The sequence below is a fragment of the Streptomyces sp. NPDC020780 genome (assembly GCF_044334475.1).
GTDB lineage: Bacteria > Actinomycetota > Actinomycetes > Streptomycetales > Streptomycetaceae > Streptomyces.
Genome location: NZ_JBIRTB010000003.1, coordinates 507,435 through 525,753 on the forward strand (window position 1 = coordinate 507,435; position 18,319 = coordinate 525,753).

13 protein-coding genes are annotated in these 18,319 nt (G+C 69.9%); 8 read left to right on the forward strand and 5 right to left on the reverse strand.

Features of this window, described 5'->3' with window-relative positions; all coding sequences use genetic code 11:
- Positions 1-14: 14 nt before the first annotated feature.
- Both ACH4VO_RS08315 and ACH4VO_RS08320 read left to right on the forward strand, forming a co-directional pair.
- On the forward strand, positions 15-2,978 hold the full coding sequence (locus ACH4VO_RS08315) for a DEAD/DEAH box helicase (RefSeq protein WP_360984540.1): 2,964 nt from the start codon (positions 15-17) through the stop codon (positions 2,976-2,978).
- Entirely contained in the window at positions 2,978-7,087 is a 4,110-nt protein-coding gene (locus tag ACH4VO_RS08320) for an Eco57I restriction-modification methylase domain-containing protein (protein WP_360984537.1), read from the forward strand. The genes ACH4VO_RS08315 and ACH4VO_RS08320 overlap by 1 nt, the downstream gene beginning before the upstream one ends.
- 231 nt (positions 7,088-7,318) lie before the next feature.
- On the opposite strand, the gene ACH4VO_RS08325 is transcribed toward ACH4VO_RS08320, so the two are convergent.
- The gene (locus ACH4VO_RS08325; RefSeq protein ID WP_360984534.1) at positions 7,319-8,245 is read right to left on the reverse strand and encodes a recombinase family protein; all 927 of its coding nucleotides are present in this window, start codon (positions 8,243-8,245) and stop codon (positions 7,319-7,321) included.
- Between the two features lie 202 nt (positions 8,246-8,447).
- The gene (locus tag ACH4VO_RS08330; protein ID WP_360984531.1) at positions 8,448-9,023 is read right to left on the reverse strand and encodes an XRE family transcriptional regulator; all 576 of its coding nucleotides are present in this window, start codon (positions 9,021-9,023) and stop codon (positions 8,448-8,450) included.
- 119 nt (positions 9,024-9,142) lie between these two features.
- Here ACH4VO_RS08330 and ACH4VO_RS08335 point away from each other — a divergent pair, with 119 nt between their 5' ends.
- From ACH4VO_RS08335 to ACH4VO_RS08345, 3 genes are read left to right on the forward strand one after another with little or no spacing between them, the layout of a single operon-like run.
- On the forward strand, positions 9,143-9,979 hold the full coding sequence (locus tag ACH4VO_RS08335; RefSeq protein WP_360984529.1) for a DMT family transporter: 837 nt from the start codon (positions 9,143-9,145) through the stop codon (positions 9,977-9,979).
- A 31-nt stretch (positions 9,980-10,010) separates the two neighbouring features.
- Positions 10,011-10,658: an FMN-binding negative transcriptional regulator gene (locus tag ACH4VO_RS08340; RefSeq protein ID WP_360984526.1), complete on the forward strand. Its 648-nt coding sequence runs from the start codon at positions 10,011-10,013 to the stop codon at positions 10,656-10,658.
- 36 nt (positions 10,659-10,694) lie between these two features.
- Entirely contained in the window at positions 10,695-11,402 is a 708-nt protein-coding gene (locus ACH4VO_RS08345) for a phenylalanine--tRNA ligase beta subunit-related protein (RefSeq protein ID WP_360984523.1), read from the forward strand.
- Positions 11,403-11,476: 74 nt separating this feature from the next.
- Here the strand turns inward: ACH4VO_RS08345 and ACH4VO_RS08350 are convergent, their stop codons facing one another.
- On the reverse strand, positions 11,477-14,608 hold the full coding sequence (locus tag ACH4VO_RS08350) for a Tn3 family transposase (RefSeq protein WP_360984520.1): 3,132 nt from the start codon (positions 14,606-14,608) through the stop codon (positions 11,477-11,479).
- 165 nt (positions 14,609-14,773) lie between these two features.
- Here ACH4VO_RS08350 and ACH4VO_RS08355 point away from each other — a divergent pair, with 165 nt between their 5' ends.
- Entirely contained in the window at positions 14,774-15,145 is a 372-nt protein-coding gene (locus ACH4VO_RS08355; RefSeq protein WP_360984517.1) for a hypothetical protein, read from the forward strand.
- Between the two features lie 55 nt (positions 15,146-15,200).
- Here ACH4VO_RS08355 and ACH4VO_RS08360 read toward each other — a convergent pair whose 3' ends face one another.
- Together ACH4VO_RS08360 and ACH4VO_RS08365 are read right to left on the reverse strand one after the other, a co-directional pair.
- The gene (locus ACH4VO_RS08360; protein ID WP_360984514.1) at positions 15,201-15,392 is read right to left on the reverse strand and encodes a DUF397 domain-containing protein; all 192 of its coding nucleotides are present in this window, start codon (positions 15,390-15,392) and stop codon (positions 15,201-15,203) included.
- Positions 15,389-16,270 carry a helix-turn-helix transcriptional regulator gene (locus tag ACH4VO_RS08365; RefSeq protein ID WP_360984511.1) on the reverse strand — a complete coding sequence of 294 codons (882 nt, stop codon included), beginning with the start codon at positions 16,268-16,270 and terminating at the stop codon, positions 15,389-15,391. The genes ACH4VO_RS08360 and ACH4VO_RS08365 overlap by 4 nt, the downstream gene beginning before the upstream one ends.
- 173 nt (positions 16,271-16,443) lie before the next feature.
- Here ACH4VO_RS08365 and ACH4VO_RS08370 point away from each other — a divergent pair, with 173 nt between their 5' ends.
- Entirely contained in the window at positions 16,444-16,884 is a 441-nt protein-coding gene (locus ACH4VO_RS08370) for an ATP-binding protein (protein WP_360984509.1), read from the forward strand.
- 506 nt (positions 16,885-17,390) lie between these two features.
- Positions 17,391-17,876 (forward strand): DUF3995 domain-containing protein, encoded by a 486-nt coding sequence (locus ACH4VO_RS08375; protein ID WP_360984506.1) that lies wholly within the window; start codon positions 17,391-17,393, stop codon positions 17,874-17,876.
- Positions 17,877-18,319 lie beyond the last annotated feature (443 nt).

Below are 18,319 nucleotides of genomic sequence, written 5' to 3' on the forward strand. Positions count from 1 at the left end.
AACCGATACCTCTCATGAGCCTCACGTACACAGCCGGCTCGCTGGTCGCCGCCCGCGGCCGCGAATGGGTGGTGCTGCCCGAGAGCGCCGCCGACATGCTGGTGCTGCGCCCCCTGGGCGGGAGCGAGGACGACATCGCGGCCGTCTTCCCCTCCTTCGAGGAGGTGCGCCCGGCCGAGTTCGCGGCGCCGAGCCCGGCAGACCTGGGCGACCAGCGTGCCGCCGGTCTGCTGCGCACGGCGCTGCGCATCGGCTTCCGGTCGGGTGCGGGACCGTTCCGCTCCCTGGCGTCGATCGCCGTGGAACCCCGGGCCTACCAGCTCGTCCCCCTGCTGATGGCGTTACGCCAGCGCACCGTGCGGCTGCTGATCTCGGACGACGTCGGCATCGGCAAGACGATCGAGGCGGGGCTGATCGCCAAGGAACTGCTCGCGCAGGGCGAGGCCTCCGGGCTTGCGGTGCTGTGCGCCCCGGCGCTGGCCGAGCAGTGGCAGGGCGAGCTGCGGGGGAAGTTCGGCATCGACGCCGAACTGGTCCTGGCCTCCACGGTGTCGCGGCTGGAGCGCGGCCTCGAGCTGGGTCAGTCCCTCTTCGACAAACACGCGTTCACGATCATCTCGACGGACTTCATCAAGTCGACCCGGCACCGTGAGGACTTCGTACGCCACTGCCCCGACCTGGTGATCGTCGACGAGGCGCACTCGTGCGTGGCCGCCGACGACGCCGCGCAGGGCGGTGGGCCGTCCTCCGCCACGAACCAGCTCCGCTACGAGCTGCTGCGGAAGGTCTCCGCCGACGCCGGGCGTCATCTGCTCCTGCTCACGGCGACCCCGCACTCCGGCAAGGAGTCCGCCTTCCGCAACCTGCTGGGTCTCGTACGGCCCGAGCTGGCGACCCTGGACCTGGAGTCCCCGGCGGGGCGGGCGAAGCTCGCCGAGCACTTCGTGGCCCGTAAGCGCGCCGACGTCCGCGACTACCTCACCAAGGAGGACGGTCTCGCCGACGACTCGCTGGCCGAGCGGACCGCGTTCCCCTCGGACCGCTGGACGAAGGACGAGCCGTACAAGCTGGCACCGGCCTACCGGGCGCTGCTGGACGACGCCATCGCCTACGCGCGTGACCGTGTCGCGGAGGCCGGGGAGCAGGGCAGGCGTGAGGCCCGGATCGCCTGGTGGTCGGTGATCGCGCTGCTGCGCTCGATGGTGTCCTCGCCGGCCGCCGCCGCGCAGACGCTGAAGACCCGCTCCGAGTCCGCCGTCGCCCGCACCGCGCACGAGGCGGACCTGCTGGGTGCCTCGGTGGCCGCCGACTCCGCGGACAACGACCGGCTGGAGGGCATGGACGTCGCGCCGGGTGCCGCCGAGTCGGAGGACGCGGGCGCCCGGTTGCTCGAACTCGCCGAGAAGGCATCGAAGTTGGTGGGGCCCGCCGAGGACGCGAAGCTGAAGGCGCTCACCCGGCACCTGAAGGGCCTGATCGCGGACGGCTACCACCCGATCGTCTTCTGCCGCTACATCCCCACCGCCACCTACCTCGCCGATCAGCTCGACGGCAAGCTCGGCAAGAAGACGAAGATCGCCGCCGTCACCGGCACCCTCTCCCCGCAGCAGCGCCTGGAGCGCATCGAGCAGCTCGCCGCGGAGGCGGGCGAGGACGGCGACCCGGCCGCCCGCCGGGTGCTGATCGCGACGGACTGCCTGTCCGAGGGCGTCAACCTCCAGCACCACTTCGACGCCGTCGTCCACTACGACCTGGCGTGGAACCCGACCCGGCACGACCAGCGGGAGGGCCGCGTCGACCGGTACGGCCAGAAGCGCGACCAGGTCCGTGTCATCACCATGTACGGCGAGGACAACGGCATAGACGGCAAGGTCCTGGAGGTGCTGTTCAGGAAGCACCGGCAGATAAAGAAGGACCTGGGCATCTCCGTCTCCGTCCCCGACGAGACCGCGTCCGGAGTCACCGACGCGGTGGTGGAGTGGCTGCTGCTGCACGGCCGGCAGGGCAGCCAGGAGAGCCTCTTCGACCTGGCGGACGGCCACCAGGAGTCCTTCGACCGCATCGAGCGCGAGTGGACCTCGGCCGCCGAACGGGAGAAGACCTCCCAGTCCAAGTACGCCCAGCGCGCGATCCACCCGGAGGAGGTGGCCCGCGAGGTCGCCGCCGTCCGGGCCGCTCTCGGCGGGGCGGAGGAGGTCCGCGGTTTCGCCCTGGAGGCCCTGCGGGACCTGGACGCGCTGGTCCGCGACCCTCGGGACGGCAGTGGCGACTTCACCGCCCAGGCCGGCGGCACCCCGGCGGGCCTGCGGGACGCGCTCGCCGCGACCCTGGGCAACCGGCTCGTCGAGGAGAACCGCGAGATCCCGTTCCGCACCTCGCCGGCGATCGCCCGCGGTGAGGCCGCCCTGGTCCGCACCGACCCGGCGATCGGTGCCGTCGCCTCGTACGTCCTGGACTCGGCGCTCGACGTGAAGGCGACCGGACCCCGACCGGCGCGCCGCTGCGGTGTCGTCACCACGGACGCGGTCACCCTCCGCACCACGCTCCTCCTGGTCCGCTACCGCTTCCACCTCACCCTGCCGTCCCGCAGCGGGGATCGGCAGGTGGTCGCCGAGGACGCCCGGCTGCTGGCCTACGAGGGGATGCCGTCGCGCGCCCGCTGGCTGGACGACGACGCGGCCGCCGCCCTGCTCGCAGCCCGCGCCGTCGCGAACACCCACGAGCACGCGGCGCGCAACGCCATCACCCGTGCCCTGGACGGCCTGCCGGACCTCGCCGCGCACCTCACGGAGTACGGCACGCGTCTGGCCGCCGAGCTCGACGCCTCGCACCGCCGGGTCCGCAAGGCCGGCGACGAGATCGTCCGCGGCCTGAAGGTCGTCCCGCAGGAACCCGCCGACGTCCTCGGCGTGTACGTCTACGTGCCGCCCGCCGCCCCCGTCTCGCCCGCCTCTACCGTGTCCGGAGCCGAAGCCTGATGTCCGCCGCCACCCGCACCGCCCTGGCCTTCACCGCCGTCACCACGGTCGGCGGCCTGCTCCCCGCCGACATGCTGCTGCGCATCGCCGAGGCCCGGAACCTGCCGGGCACGAAGTCCGCCGACTACGGCCTGCCCGCCTCGGTCCCCGTGCGCGACGAGGCCGAGCGCGCCTGGGAGTACCTCAAGCCGCTCTGGCGCGACCTGCGCGCCGCCCTGCCCGCCGACCCGAAGACCGGTGCACCGGCAGCCGACCCGACCGGCCGGGCCGACACCGACTGGCTCGCCCAGCTCTTCCGCAAGCTGGACTTCGGCGCGCTCGCGGAGGTCGGCGCGCCGGGCATCCCGGCCGACTCCGACCCCGGCAAGCACTTCCCGGTCTCCCACCGCCACGGCCCGGCCCTCGTCCACCGAATACCCTGGAACCAGGAGCTCGACAAGCGCCTGACCTCCGGCCAGATACCCCCGCAGTCCATGCTCCAGGACTGCCTCAACCGCACCGAGGCCCACCTGTGGGCCGTCCTCACCAACGGCCGCCGACTGCGCCTGCTGCGCGACTCGTCGTCCTTCGCCACCGCCGCGTACGTCGAGTTCGACCTGGAAGCCATCTTCGACGGCGAGCTGTTCAGCGAGTTCGTGTTGCTGTACTGCGTGCTGCACGCGTCCCGGTTATCAGTGGCGGAGGGTACGGCCCCTTCGGGGGGCTGGCTGGAGAAGTGGCGCGCCGAGGCCGTCAGCTCCGGCGCCCGCGCCCTGGACCAGCTGCGCAAGGGCGTACAGAACGCCCTCACCGCCCTCGGTACCGGCTTCCTGCGCCACCCGGACAACACCCGGCTGCGCGAGGACACCGACCCCAAGGCACTGCGGGACGCCCTGCTGCGCCTGGTCTACCGCCTGCTGTTCGTCTTCGTCGCCGAGGACCGCGGGGCCCTCCTCGACCCGGAGGCCGACGAGCGCCAGCGGAAGGCGTACGACCGCTTCTTCTCCTCTGCCCGGCTGCGTGAGCGCGCCCGCCGCCGCCAGGGCACCGCCCACGGCGACCAGTACGAGGCGCTGCGCATCGTCCTCGACGCCCTCGGCAAGGAGGGCGGACGCCCCGAACTGGGCCTGCCCGGCCTCGGTGGCCTGTTCTCCCCGAAGGAGGCAGATGCCCCGCTGGACGGCCTGAAGCTGTCCAACGAGTCGCTGCTCACCGCGATCCGCCACCTCGCCCAGATGCGTGACCCGGGCGCCCGCCGCTGGCGCCCCATCGACTACCGCCACCTGGACGCCGAGGAACTGGGCTCGGTCTACGAATCGCTGCTGGAGCTGGAACCCAAGCACTCCGCCACGGACCGCACCTTCGAACTGATCGAGGTGGCCGGCAACAGCCGCAAGACGACGGGCAGTTACTACACCCCGTCCTCGCTCATCGAGTGCCTGCTCGACACGACGCTCGACCCGGTGATTGACGACGCGGTCAAGCGCGGCGAACAGCGCGCCACGGAGGCCGGCTACCCCGACCCGACCGACGACATCGTCGACGAGCTGCTGTCCCTGACCGTTTGCGACCCGGCTTGTGGGTCCGGGCACTTCCTGGTCGCGTCGGCACGCCGTATCGCCAAGCGCGTGGCATCGGTGCGCGAGCGCAACCCCGAGCCGACGGTCGACGCGGTGCGGCACGCGCTGCACCAGGTCGTCGCCCGCTGCGTCTACGGCGTGGACCTCAACCCGATGGCCGTGGAGCTGGCCAAGGTCTCGCTCTGGCTGGAGGCGATGGAACCGGGCAAGGCGCTGGGGTTTCTGGACGCGCATGTGAAACACGGCAACGGCCTGATCGGGGCAACGCCGAAACTGCTGGCTGACGGCATCCCGGACGACGCGTTCAAGCCGATCGAGGGCGACGACAAGAAGTACGCGGCTGGTCTGGTCAAGCGGAACAAGATCCAGCGGGGCGGCCAGGACGAGCTGCTCTTCGACACAGAGACGCTGCCGGGCAACGACCGTTACGCCGCAGAACTCGCCAGGATCACCACGGCCCCGTCCGACCTCCTGGAGCAGGTTCGGGCGCAGGAGTCCGCCTACCGCGCCCACACCCGGTCGGCCACCTACGTCCACGACCTCCACGCCGCCGACGCGTGGTGCGCCGCCTTCTTCTGGCCGAAGCGCGAGGGCGCTCCCGAGGCACCGACGGACCAGGTGTTCCGCACGTTGCGGAGCCGTGATCAGTCCGCAATTCCGGACACCACCCACGCCGAGATCCGGGAGCTGCGGGAGCAGTACCGCTTCTTCCACTGGCACCTGGAGTTCCCCGAGGTGTTCGCGGTCCCGGAGTCGGGCGCCGGTGTCCAGCCGGGGACGGGGTGGGCCGGCGGGTTCGACGCGGTGGTGGGGAACCCGCCGTGGGAGCGCGTCAAGCTCCAGGAGTTGGAGTTCTTTGCGCAACGCGACCCACGGATCGCGGAAGCCAAGACTGCTGCCGTCCGCAAACGCCTCATCGCTAGTCTGCGCAACGATCCCGACGGCACCCACCTCTACACCAGATTCGAAGCCGCCAAACGCCGCGCTGAAGGTGAGAGCCACTTCCTCCGCCTCAGCAATCGCTTCCCGCTAACAGGGCGCGGCGACATCAACACGTACGCGGTCTTCGCGGAGACGGATCGCGCTCTGACAGGACCGCGTGGGCGGACGGGTGTGATCGTCCCGACCGGGGTCGCGACCGACGCGACGACGCAGTTCTTCTTCAAAGACCTAGTCGAACACAATTCATTGGCTGCACTTTTCGACTTCGAGAACGCAGCACCTCTCTTCCCTGGCGTCCACCGATCATTCAAGTTCTGCGTGCTTTCCTTGACTGGCCCTGAAATCCCCGGACAAGATGCCAGGTTCGGCTTCTTTCTGCATGACCCGAAAGAGCTGACTGACCCCGAGAAGACTTTCCCCCTCAAGCCGGAAGAGATCATTCTCCTAAACCCCAACACCGGAACTTGCCCGGTCTTTCGCAGTAGCCGCGACGCCGAAATCGCGCTGGGAATCCACCGCCGCTTACCGGTCCTGATCGACGAGAGCAAGACCACGGGCGGTAACCCCTGGGGCATCACGTTCATGTCTATGTTCCACATGTCGAACGACTCCCATCTGTTTCGCCCTAACGCACAGAACGGTGAGAGCCTCGACGATCTCTTCAAGGACGGCTGGCGCCTCGAAGGCAACGTTCTGGTCCGTGGCAAGGAGCGCCTCCTTCCACTATACGAAGCGAAAATGCTGCATCACTACAACCACCGATGGGCCACCTACGTCGAAGACGGCTCCGTTCGAGACTTCAGCCTCGCAGAAAAAAAGGACGCCACCAGTGCTCCCCTGCCCCGCTATTGGGTGCCGGAAATCGACACCCCTACTGGAACATTTGATAAGAACGACCAGGAGATCAAGGAAGCGGGTGTCACCTCCCGCCTGGCGGGCAAAGGCTGGGACCGTAAGTGGCTATTGGGTTGGCGCGACATCTGCCGTGCAACCGACGAGCGGACTGCCATCTCCTTCATCTTCCCCCGGTCTGGGGTCGGCAACAAAATCCCCATCATGACGTCGTACCTAGATACGGCGGCTCTTGGATCACTCATCGCCTGCCAGTCCTCGTTCGCCCATGACTTCTCCAGTCGGCAAAAGGTCGGCGGAATCACGATGAACTTCTTCATCTGGCAGCAGTTGCCGGTGGTCGCGCCCAGCGCCATCGAACCGCACGGTCCGTTCATCACTCCCCGCATCCTCGAACTCGTCTACACTTCAAAGGACATGACTCCCTTCGCCCGCGACATCGGCGACACACGGGGCCCATTCCGCTGGGAAGATGACCGTCGCGTTGTAATCCGTGCCGAGCTCGACGCTCTTTTCTTCCATCTCTATGGCATCAACCGCGATGATGTGGCATATATCCTCGATACGTTCCCCATCGTGAAGCGCAAGGATGAGAAGAAGTACGGCGAGTATCACACCAAGAACCTGATCCTCGCCGAATACGACCGCATGGCCGCCGCCGGTCTGACCATGGATAACCCGCTCACCGAGGGCGAGTCCGGCACCTACCGCTCCACCCTCACCCCGCCCCCCGGCCAGGGCCCCCGCCACGACTGAACCGCTCCCGGGTGGCCGCACCTGCGGTCACCCAGGGGCGCCCCTCGCTCATCCAAGGAACCAACGCACGTGGTACGTCGAAGCCAAAGCAGCAACCCTCGTTCGGTCTTCGTCCTGACCTCGGGTGCGGACTGGGGCACCCGTGCCGCAGTGCAGCGGCGGAGCAGCGGTGCCGAGTCCCCCATACCCGGCCTCGGGGAACATCGGTACAGCCGTTGGCGCTGAGAACGATCATGGCTCCTTCGGTGCGAGGATGTTGACGCGGTTCTCGTACTCGCGGCGGGCCTTGCGCTGGGCCGGGACCGCGGGAATGCCGTGGCCCCCGTCGAGCGGCTGGCAGCGGGCGAGGAGCCCGAGGTGCACGGCGGGGACGGCGCTGACGCGCAGGGTGTAGCCCTGGCCGCGTCGTACGGTCGCCCCCTGGTCGAGCGCGGCGCGCTCGGCGGGCTCCAGCTCGGTGGTGCGGAGGTAGTCGGCGATCTTGCCCGGCATGTCGAGGGTGACCGGCAGCTCCGGGGCGAGCGCGTCTTCCTCGATGGCGGTGTGGTCGGGCATGAGGTCGGCGACGGCGGTGCGGATGGCGCCGCGGCTGACGCCGTGGTCGCGGGCGAGGGCGGCGATGGAGTGGCCTTTTAGGTACGCGGTGCGGACGTCGGCGGTCTGCGCGGCCGCCACGGCGGGGCGGCGTCCGCCCTTGCTGCCCTTGGTCTCGGCGGCGCGCAGCCCGTCGTAGGTCAGCTCGCGCTGGAGGTCGCGCTGGAGTTCGCCGGCGGCGGCGAGGGTCTGCACCATGAACTTCACGGTGGACAGGAGCTCGCCGGTGCGCGGGTGGCGGGCGGTGAGGTCCATGGCGGAGAACGCGCCGTCGTGGATGCGCAGGGCGAGACGGTCGCGGTGGAGGACGTCGAGCACGTCGAGGATGTGCCGGGTGCCGCGGACGAGGCGGAACATCTCGGAGATGTGCACGGTGTCGCCCGGCCGCGCGTAGGTGAGCAGTTCGCGGAACTTCGGCCGCTGGAGGGGATGGAGGCGGCTGGAGGTACCCGGCTCCTCCTCGAACGGGATCGGGTCCTCGATCCCGGCCTCGTCCAGCACGAGGTTCTGCCGGGCCGTCGAATGCCGGTCGGTCGAGACCCGCTTGTAGACCAGGTTCGCCACCGAGGGCCCCTTCCGTACGGAGGACCGGACCCTATCTGTCGTCAAACCCTGTCAGCAATCACCATCGGATCTGATTGGATTCGAGCCGTCGCGAACCCCCGGATTGCACGGGTTCATTGGGCGCCCGCCGCACCTGTCGTCAAACGTTCGTTTGACGACAGACAGAGATGGTCCGGTCTGGACACCCTGTCCCCGCCCAGGACTACGCGGGGACAGGGGGCAGGTGGACGGTCATGATCAGATGGCAGGTCTCGGTGCCCGCGCCGCGGTAGGTGTGGGGGGCATCAGCGTCGAACGTGGCGGTCTGCCCCGCCTCGACGATGTGGTCGGTTCCGTTGACGACGAGCACCATCTGCCCGGCGGTGACGTTGACGGTCTCCACGACGCCGGCCTGGTGGGGGTGGCTGGGGTATTCCTCGCCGGGTTCCAGCGTCCAGCGCCAGACCTCGGTGGCTGCCGGGCCGCTGGTGGTCAGCATGAGCCGGGCTTCGCTGCCGCGCTCGCCCTTCCACAGGGGCATGACGGTGGCGGCGCTCACCACCCGGACGCGTTCCTCGGACCGCCCCTCCATCAGGGCGGAAACGGAGGCGCCCAGGGTGTCGGCGAGGCGGACCAGGGTGGCGAAGTTGGGATTGCCCTGGGCCTTCTCCAGAGCGACCAGGGCGCCCTTGCTGACCTTGGCGCGGCGGCCGAGTTCGTCCAGGGACAGTCCGGCGCGGGTACGGGCCGCGCGGACGTTGTGCGCGAGCGTCCGCAGTGCCGCTTCGGTCTCGGCCATCGCTGTCATCCCTCCATGCAGGTGGATCACTGCACTGCACCACGCGGTCGTTCGGTTGACGACAATCGGTCGGTGCGTTGTACGGTGTAGTCGTTCCATTGATAGTAAGGGATGTACCCGTGATCGCTCTGCTGTTGGCCCTGGGCAGTTCCCTGGCCTACGGATGCGCCGACTTCCTTGGCGGCCTCGGTGCCCGCAAGGCCCACGTCCTGCGCACCGTGATGATCGCCGCGCCGGCCTCGCTCACCGTCGAGCTGCTGCTGTGGCCTTTCCTCGGCGCCTCCTTCGCCCCGGCCACCCTCGCGTGGGGCGCCGCCTCCGGTGTCGCGTCAGCCGCCGCCTTCGCCCTGCTCTACCGCACGCTCGCGATCGGCCCGATGAACGTGCTCTCACCCGTGACCGCGCTCATCTCGGCGATGCTGCCGGTCGGTGTCGGACTGCTGCAGGGCGAGCACCTGGGCCTGGCCGGGCTGATCGGCCTGCCGCTGGCGCTGGCAGCGGTGGTGCTGGTCAGCGCCGGACACGGCGCGGGCACCATGCGCCCCTCGCGCACCGCGCTACTACTGGCCTTCGGCGCCGGGGCCGCCATCGCCCTGCAGCTGATCTTCCTGCACCAGGCACCCTCCGACAGCGGGGTGGGCCCGCTGATTGTCGGCCGGGCTGTGTCTTCCGCGGTCACGCTGGCCGCGGCCGGGCTGATGATCCGGAGGCTGGGCTCGGAGAAGCCCGCCTACACGATGTCGGCGGCGGCAGGCGTGCTGGACTCGGTGGCCAACCTGCTGTTCCTGCTCGCGGCCCGCAGCGGCGACCTGGCCGTCGTCGCCGTGATCACCGCCCTGTACCCGGCCGGCACTGTCCTGCTCGCCCGCACCGTGCTCGCCGAGCGGATTCATCGCACCCAGCTCATCGGCCTGGGCACCGCCGCCGTCGCCGTCAGCCTTCTCGCTCTCACCTGACCCCCGCTCCCCGTCCGGAAGGACCCCCCGTATGTTCATCCAGCCCTGGGACGCCGCCCTGGACGACACCGAGTGGCAGAACTGGATCGCCGACGGCCACGACTTCGGCCTCCTGAGCGTCAACGGCCTGCCCGGGCAGGCGCCGATCGTCGTGCCCACCCACTTCACCGTCGGCGGCCAGACCCTGTTGGTCCACCTCGCCCGCCCCAACCCCGTCTGGGAGACGATCGAGGCCGACCCGAACGTCACCTTCACCGTCACCAGCGACTACGCCTTCATCCCCGGCCCCTGGCGCGCCAAGCCGGGTACCCCACCCACCGACGGCGTCCCCACCAGCTACTACGCCGCCGTCCAGTTCACCTGCCAGGCCACCATCGTCGACGACCCGGCGGCCAAGGCCGAACTGCTGCGCCAACAGATGGCGCACTTCCAGTTCGACGGCGACCACGCCCCCATCGACCCCGACCAGCCGCCCTACGGGCGAATGCTGCCCGGCATCCGCGGCCTGCGCCTGGACGTCACCGAGGTCCGTGCGAAGTTCAAGTACGACGACCACAAACCCGTCGAGCAGCGCGCCGACACCGCCCGGCGGCTCACCGAGCGCAGCCAGGGTCTGGACGTGCCCACCGCCCACCAGCAGACACGCCGCCTGGACCGCATCGGCCCCTGGAAAGCGTGACTCCGACTCACCCCGCACTCCCGAAACGGACCCCCTGTGACCACCTTCCGCATCAGTCCCGCCGTCGCCGACGCTTTCGCCGACACTCTCATCGCCGTCGTCACCGCCACCGGTCTACGTGGCCACGAACCGTGGCCGGCCACCGCGACCGCCCTGGAAGATCTGGAGCGGCAGCTCGCGGACGGTACCTGGGCCCCCGCCGGCGAGGCCGATCCGCGTATCGAGGCGTGGCATACCGCCTACCGCTCCTTCGGCACCAACCCCCGCCGCATCCGCCCCAGCGTCGACGCGCTGGGCCGCCGCATGGCCAAGAAGGGCACCCTGCCGCGGATCAACCCGGCCGTCGACTCCTACAACGCGGTCTCCGTCCGCCACGGCCTGCCCGCCGGCGCCTTCAATCTCGACCATGTCACCGGCGACATCGAGATCCGCTACGCCGACGGCACCGAGACCTTCACCCCGCTCGGCGAGCCCGACACCGTCGAGAACCCCAAGCCCGGCGAGATCATCTACGCCGACACCACCAACGTCCTCACCCGCCACTGGAACCACCGCGATGCCCACCGCACCCGTGTCACCGAAGACTCCACCCACGTCGCCTTCGTCCTGGAAACCCTCCATAACGCCCGCGACGGACACCTCCTCAAGACCGCCGCTGGCGAACTGCAGGAGCTGCTGACCGAGCACGCCGCTGGAAGCACCGTCCACTACCTCAGCCCCGCACACCCGCAGGTCAGCACCTGAATCACGCTCCTGCGTACCCGGCCGCAACACGGCGGTGGCACACGAACTGACTGCCCCGGCCGGGCTGCCGACGCTCACTCCTGGCCGACATCGTCTTCGTCCAGCTCGGGCGCGTCCGGGTCGCGCAGCGGGCGCAGAGCGCCGGCGGCGGGGGTGGAGGCGGTGAAGCTGTAGCGGCCCAGCAGGTTCAGGTTGCGGTGCTTGAGCGGGGACAGGCGGGCGATGTCCTCCTCGCGGATCTCGTGGCCCTCGGCCCGGAGCTGGGCGACGGCGGCGTCGATGTAGCGCGTCGTCCACAGCACAATGGCATTGAGGGCCAGGCCGAGGGCGCCGAGCTGATCCTCCATCCCGTCGCGGTACGCCTGGTGGATGGTGCCGCGCTTGCCGTGGCACACGTCCCTCGCCAGCTTGTGGCGGGACTCCTGCACGGTGAGCTGGCGGTTCATCTGACGGCGGTAGGTGTCGTCCACCGGGTCGACCACCCGCAGCAGGTGCTCGGTCTTCGCGATCCGCCCGTACTCCGCGAACGCCGTCCCCAGCGGAGTCGGGCGCCCCTCGCGCCCGAACATCCGCAGCAGGTCGTAGGCGCGGACCTGGTTGGTGACCAGGGACCCGGCGACCTTCAGCATGTCCGGCCAGTGCGTGATCACCTTGTTCAGGTTCACGTGGTTGCGGGCCAGGTCCTCCACCGCCCCGTAGGTGCCGGTCTCGACGCCGGGCATCGTGGCCCGCCAGAACCGCTGGTCGTCCAGGTCGCGGAACCGGGGTGAGAAGTTGTAGCCGAGGATCTTGAACAGGCCGAACACCATGTCGGAGTACGAGGCGTTATCGGTCGCCACCATCTCCGGCTTCACCCCGCCGTCCAGGTTCAGCAGCGCGTCCAGGATGTGCAGGGAGTCGCGGGGGGTGCCGGGGACGACCATCTGCCCGATACCCGCGACCTGGTCGTTGACGGCGTTGAGCCAGGTGATGCCGCGTTTGAACCCGAAGTACTTCGGCGACGGCGCCGCGCTGATCGTGCGTACGGGCACGACGAACCGCAGTCCGTCGACCGAGGCGAGCAAGCCGCTGCCCCAGAACTTCACGATGGTCACCTTGGCCTGGGCGGCGATGAGCCGCGCGTTCGCCGCGGCGATGGTCTCGGCGCGCAGGTAGTACTGGTCGACGTGCACGAGCCGGGCCCGGGTCAGGGCCTCGTAGCCGGGGTTCACCACCGGGGTCAGGCCGATGTTGCACGCCTCGGATACCAGCAGCGCGACCATCGAGGTGGGCATGTCCTTCATCCGGGTGGTGCCGTCCCCGAGGTGCACGAAGGCGTCGAGGTACCCGGTCCAGGAGTGGACTTCGAACAGGAGGTCCGGCAGGTCGATCTTCGGAAGCATCTTCTCGACCCGCTTGCGCAGCCAGGTCAGGGACTTCGGCTCGCCGAGCGCGCCGAGCTTGTCGACGTGCAGCTTCACCCGCCCGTCGTCCTGCACTTCGACGGAGACCTTCGCCGTCGGCCCCGCCTCCTCCAGGCGCTCGGCGAGCTGCTTCCACCCGGCATCCAGGCCCCGTACCAGCTCCGCCAGGTGCTCCTCGACGGGCATGTCCAGGCTCAGGGCCGCCAGGACGTCCTCGCACACCGCGTCCCACTCGGGGCCCTCCAGCAGGCGGGCCCGCGGGTTGGACCAGCGGTGCGAGGGCGAGGCGAACACGTCGCGGTTGTTCAGGGCCCGGTGCAGCTGTTCCAGCACGCACACCACGTACGCGTCCCGGTCCACCGCGCCCTGCGGCAGGTCGGGGCTGGCGTACACCGCCTTGCGCCACGCCGGAGGCACGAGCTTGTCGTCCACCTCGCGCGGCAGCAGCGGCTTGACGCCCGTCTTCCGCCGCGCCAGCACCGGCAGGCTACGAACCCCGGCCAGGACCCGCTTGCCGGCGCTCGCCGCGTCCAGCGCCTTCGACTCGCCCAGGAGCGACAGGAACGGGCGCACCGTGGCGTACCGGGTCGCGAGCGCGGCCCGCATCGCGACCTCGGCCGAGCCTTCGTCCTCGGGCACCAGCGAGACCACCGCGGCCGCCGCGGTCATCACGGCGGCGCGCGGGGCGACTTCCTCCAGCGCCGCCCACAGCGCGGCCACGTCCACGTCCGTGCCGTGTTCCTCGACCAGCTCCAGCTCCTCGAACAGCACCTTCGCCGCCCGCGCGAGGGTCCGCGACGCCTTCTCCAGATGAGGGAGCGTGGACAGGCGTTCCTTCTCCGTCTTCCGCTTCGCCGTGCTCAGCAGGCGGGTGGCCATGAGGACCTGGAACAGGTCCAGGGCCTCGTCGATGGCCTTCGCCTCCAGGTGCCGCATCACCGCGGTGAGCATCGCCGTACGCTTCGGCTCCGCTGCCCGCTCCAGCAGCGCCGCCTTCGATCCCAGCGCGTACCGGGCCAGCGCCGCCATCCGGTTCGGCGGGATCTGCGACAGCTTCAGCCGCCCGAGCTGGAAGGCGCCGATCTCGTCCACCCGCTCCAGTGCGCGGGCGAACGCCGTGCCCGTCGTCCGCGTCGGCGGCCGGCGCAGCCGCTCCAGCTCCGAGAACCGGGAGCCCGGCGGCGTCGTCAGCGTCGCCACCAGGTCCCCGGGCAACGCCGCATCCGCGCGGCGGGCGGCCCCCGCGACGGTGGCGTGCAGCCGCTTGTCCGCAACCTTGCGGACCTCCGACACCTGCCGGGCCAGCACGCTCACCCCGGGCAGCAGCACGCGGTTGCGGCGCAGCCAGCCCACCGCGTGGTCGAACAGCGCCTTCGGCCCCTCGGCGTGCGTCCACGCCCGCCCGTGCAGGAACGTACGGAACCGCCGCGACCACTCCGGGTCCTCGTACTCGTGGTACTCGTAAGCATCCCGAATCTCCCACGCGTGCTCGTACGCCGTCTTCGGCCGCTCGGTGTACCGCTTCACCACCGACGGGTCCTCAATGCCGAGCTGCGCGGCCAGGTGCTCGACCACGGGCCACGGGGCGTTGAGCGGATCGTCCGGGAGGAACCGGCCGATGTAGCGCACCGTGCACATCTGGAGCGCGAAGCCGAGCTGGTGGTGCGTCGAGCGCCGCAGCGCGATCAGATCCCGGTCGACGTCATCCAGGAAGAAGAACCGCTCCAGCTCAGGCCGGGTCGGCTCCTCGGCGAACTCCCCGTACGCCTCGGCCTGCTCATCAGTCAAAAACTCCACCGGCACGAAGCGGACCGTAGCCAGCACCGGCACCCGCCCGGCGATCTTTCCGCGAACCCCAGCGGAGCCCCCAGCCCGTGTGCTAACCGACATGATCATTCTCAGCGCCAACGACTGTACCGATGTTCCCCGAGGCCGATACCCAAGCGGCAGCCCGCGAAGATCAAGGCGTTGCAGCAGACCATCGGGGTGGCCGGCTCGGCCATCAAAAGGAAGCGCTGGCACGAGGCGCGCTACGCGCTCAGCCGGGCCCGGGCGCTCACGAACGCCCTCCCTACCAACGTGGCCGTCCAGGAACGCGAGAAGCTCTCGGCGCTCCGCAAAAAGTACGCAGCACGCAACACGCCGGCCGCGAAGAGCGCAAAGCAGGCAAAGGCGACACCAGCTGGGCGTGCAGGCGGCAAAAAGCCCACCCCGAAGAAGTCCACGGCGAAGAACGCCGTACAGAAGCCGAAACCCGCGCCCGTGCGCGACCTCGGTGACCGTTTCATCGACCGTGCGGCCCTCGGTTACGCCCCCGCGGGCAAGACAAAAGGTCCCTGAGCACGGCGAAGGCGTGCCGCCTGCCACTTCCGCAGAGGGCACGCCATCAAGTCGCTCAGCACTCCGACGCGAACCGCACGAACTGTCCCCAGCCTTCGCGGTCCACCACGAACGCAGGACGGGTCATATCCTTGGAGTCCCGCACGTGCACGGCCTGTTCGGCGACCGCGACCTCCACACAGCTGTCACCCTGGGTGCCGCTGTAGCTGGACTTGAACCAGGCGAGTTCCGTAGTACCGCTGCTCATCGCTCTCCTCGAAGTCGCTCCAGCAGGTCCCGGGATTCCTTGGGATTGAGGGCCTGCGAGCGCAGTGTGTCATAGCGTCGACAGAGCAGGCTCACCTCTTTCGGGTCGGAGATCAGCCGCCCGTTCTGCTGCCCTTCGGAGTATCCGAGTCGCCGCCCCTCCGAGGTTTCCACCAGTTGGACAGGTCCATCCAAGCACCCGTGGAACGGCAACTCCAGCGGCACCACCTGCAACGTCACGTTGCGCGGTGCGGTGAGCTCCAGCACGTGGTCCAGCATGTTCGCCTGCACCTGCGCTCCCCCGAGGCACCGCCGGAAGACCGACTCCTCCACGATGAAACTGAACGGCACGGTCGGCCGTTCCCGCAACATCGCCTGACGCTCCATCCGCGCGGTGAGCTGGGCCTGCGTCTGCTCCTCGATCAGCAACGGGATGCTGTTGTCGAACACCGCTCGCGCATACGCCTCCGACTGCAACAGCCCCGGCACCAGCCGGCACTCGTACGTGCACAGGCTCACCGCCTCCCGCTCCAGCCGTGCCCACCGCCGGAACCACGCCGCGAGCCCCACCTCGCCCCGTGTGAGATGCCGGGCGGCCTTGCGCAGTGCACCGGTGTTCCCGGTCGCCTCCTCCGCGTGCTCCACGAACACCTCGTCCGCCATCCGGCGCCCCAACTCCACCGACTCCACGGTGTGTTTGGAGTACCGGACCCGCTCGCCGAACTCGGTCCGGCTGAGCCCCGCGTGTTCGCGTAGCGCCTGGACCACCGCGCCGAACGTACGCATGCTGTCGGACGGATGCGGCTCCCGCTCCCAGTCCCCCGCCGGAACCGCCTGCGTGCCGACGCACCCGGCCGCCTCCCCCACACCGCTGTCCATCCGCGCCTGCCTCTCTCCGCACCGCACCGAGACGGCTCCTGACACCGCCCCGAGCTCACCACTCAGCGTGACGGACCCGGCATCGTACTGTCCACTCTTCGTGCCCGTACGCTGACTCCGCGTACGGGGTGCGACTCTCGCCCCCACGCGCATCCGACCGCCACTCTGACGCCATGAACCACGTACTGCCCCAGGTCGCCAGCCCCTCCCGCACCTTCAGCCAGCTCCTGTCGTCCACGCGACGCGGCGCCCGGCTCGCCCGCCTGCTCGCCGGGACCGAGCTACGCACCTGGGGCGCCCCGCAGGACCTCACGGAGCGTGCCGAGCTCGTGGTCGCGGAGCTCGCGGCCAACGCCGTCCTCCACGGCCTCGTACCGGGTCGCTGCTTCCGGTTGACCCTCGCCTACGACCCGGCGGCCGGCCGCCTCCGCGTCGAAGTGACCGACGCCCGCGGAGAGGTGTACCCGCAGCCCCCTCCGGCGGACACCGAACCCGAGGCGCTGCACTCCGGCGGCCGGGGCCTGCTGCTCGTCGCCGCCCTCACCGACCGCTGGGACTGCGTGCCCCACCCACCCGGCGGCAAGACCGTCCGCGCCGAACTGTCGACGCCTTGACCAACGCGTGGACCGTGCCTGGCGGGAAGGGGCCCGGAGTCGTCGGCCGTTCTCCTCGTGCATCCGCGCCCCCGTCATCGTTTTCGCGGTCCTGCAACAGGGCGGCCGGGCAGCCGGGGCCCAGAACACCTCCCTGAGGACGTCCACCCCGCATTCGTGGGCGTCGAAGGTGACGACGGTCGCTGGACGGACCCCACGTGAACGGCTTCGCTCGGCCCCCTCGTTCCGGGGGCCGGGCGAGGCAGCTCGTACGGCGGTTCTGGCCCCGGTCCCGTGTCCGCCGGTGTCCCGCGGCACCGGACCGTGGTCCTCCGCCGCGCGGGCCGGTATCTGTGCTGCTCCGTGGAAGTTCGTGGAGGGGTGTTCAGATGGCCACTGTCGGACGAAACCTCCTGGCCTACCGCCAACTCCTTCCCGGGGTGGACCTCGTCCTCCCCCTGGGGAGGGAGGCGGATGGTCCGCCCGGACGATGCCGGGCCCGTCCTGCTACGGGCATCGTGGTCCGCATGGCCACCACCACTCAGCACATCTCCTACCGGGACGCCAACTCCTGGTGGGGTATGGCAGGTTCCTACGGCGCCGCCGCCTGGGGTCTGGCGTTCGCCCTGGTCCACCTGTACTGGCTGCTCGGCGGCCGGACCGGCCTCCCGGCCGGGCTGTCGCTGGGCGACAACCTGCCGCTGCTGATCATCGACGTGGTCGCCATCCCGCTCTCCCTGGTCGCCACCGCCCTGGCGCTGGCCCTGATCCGGCCGTGGGGCGTCCTGATCCCGCGTCGGCTGCTGCGGACGACGGCCTGGGGCACCACCGCCCTGATGGTGGTGCACGCCCTGCCCTCGGTGGTGGACTGGACCGCCCTCGCGGTCGGCGCCCGGACGGCCGACGAACTGACCGACCTTGAGCGCTTCGCCACCTTCCTGTACGAGCCGTGGTTCTTGGCGGGCGGTGTGCTGTTCGGCCTGGCGGCCCTCGGCACTCGGGCGCGGCGCTGATGCTGCTCCGTGGACGTTCGTGGAGGGGTGTTGCTCAGGCAGCTTTGAGTGGGATGTCGTCGTAGGTCCAGCGGTAGGGCTTGGCGGTCTTGTTGTGCCCGATGACGTAGGTCTCGAGCTTGTCGATCAGGTCGTCGCGGCTGGCGAAGTCGCCGTGCCACTACCTCAGCGGACTGGCTCTGATCAACACCCCTCCACAAACTTCCGTGGAGCAGCGATCCACGATCACGCGATGTTCGGGCGGGGCCAGAGCCGAGAGCATCTCGCGGTAGTCAGGAAACGGGTCATCGACGGTCGCCAGAACCCGGGACGCCGGCGTACCGCGTGCTCGGGTCCCGTCCGATCCGGCCTGGACGGTGACTTGGTGAACTCGCGCTGCCCATGACCCGAAGTCGATCAGGTCGGTCGCGTGCACCATCAGGCGGCAGGGGCCTCCATCGAGC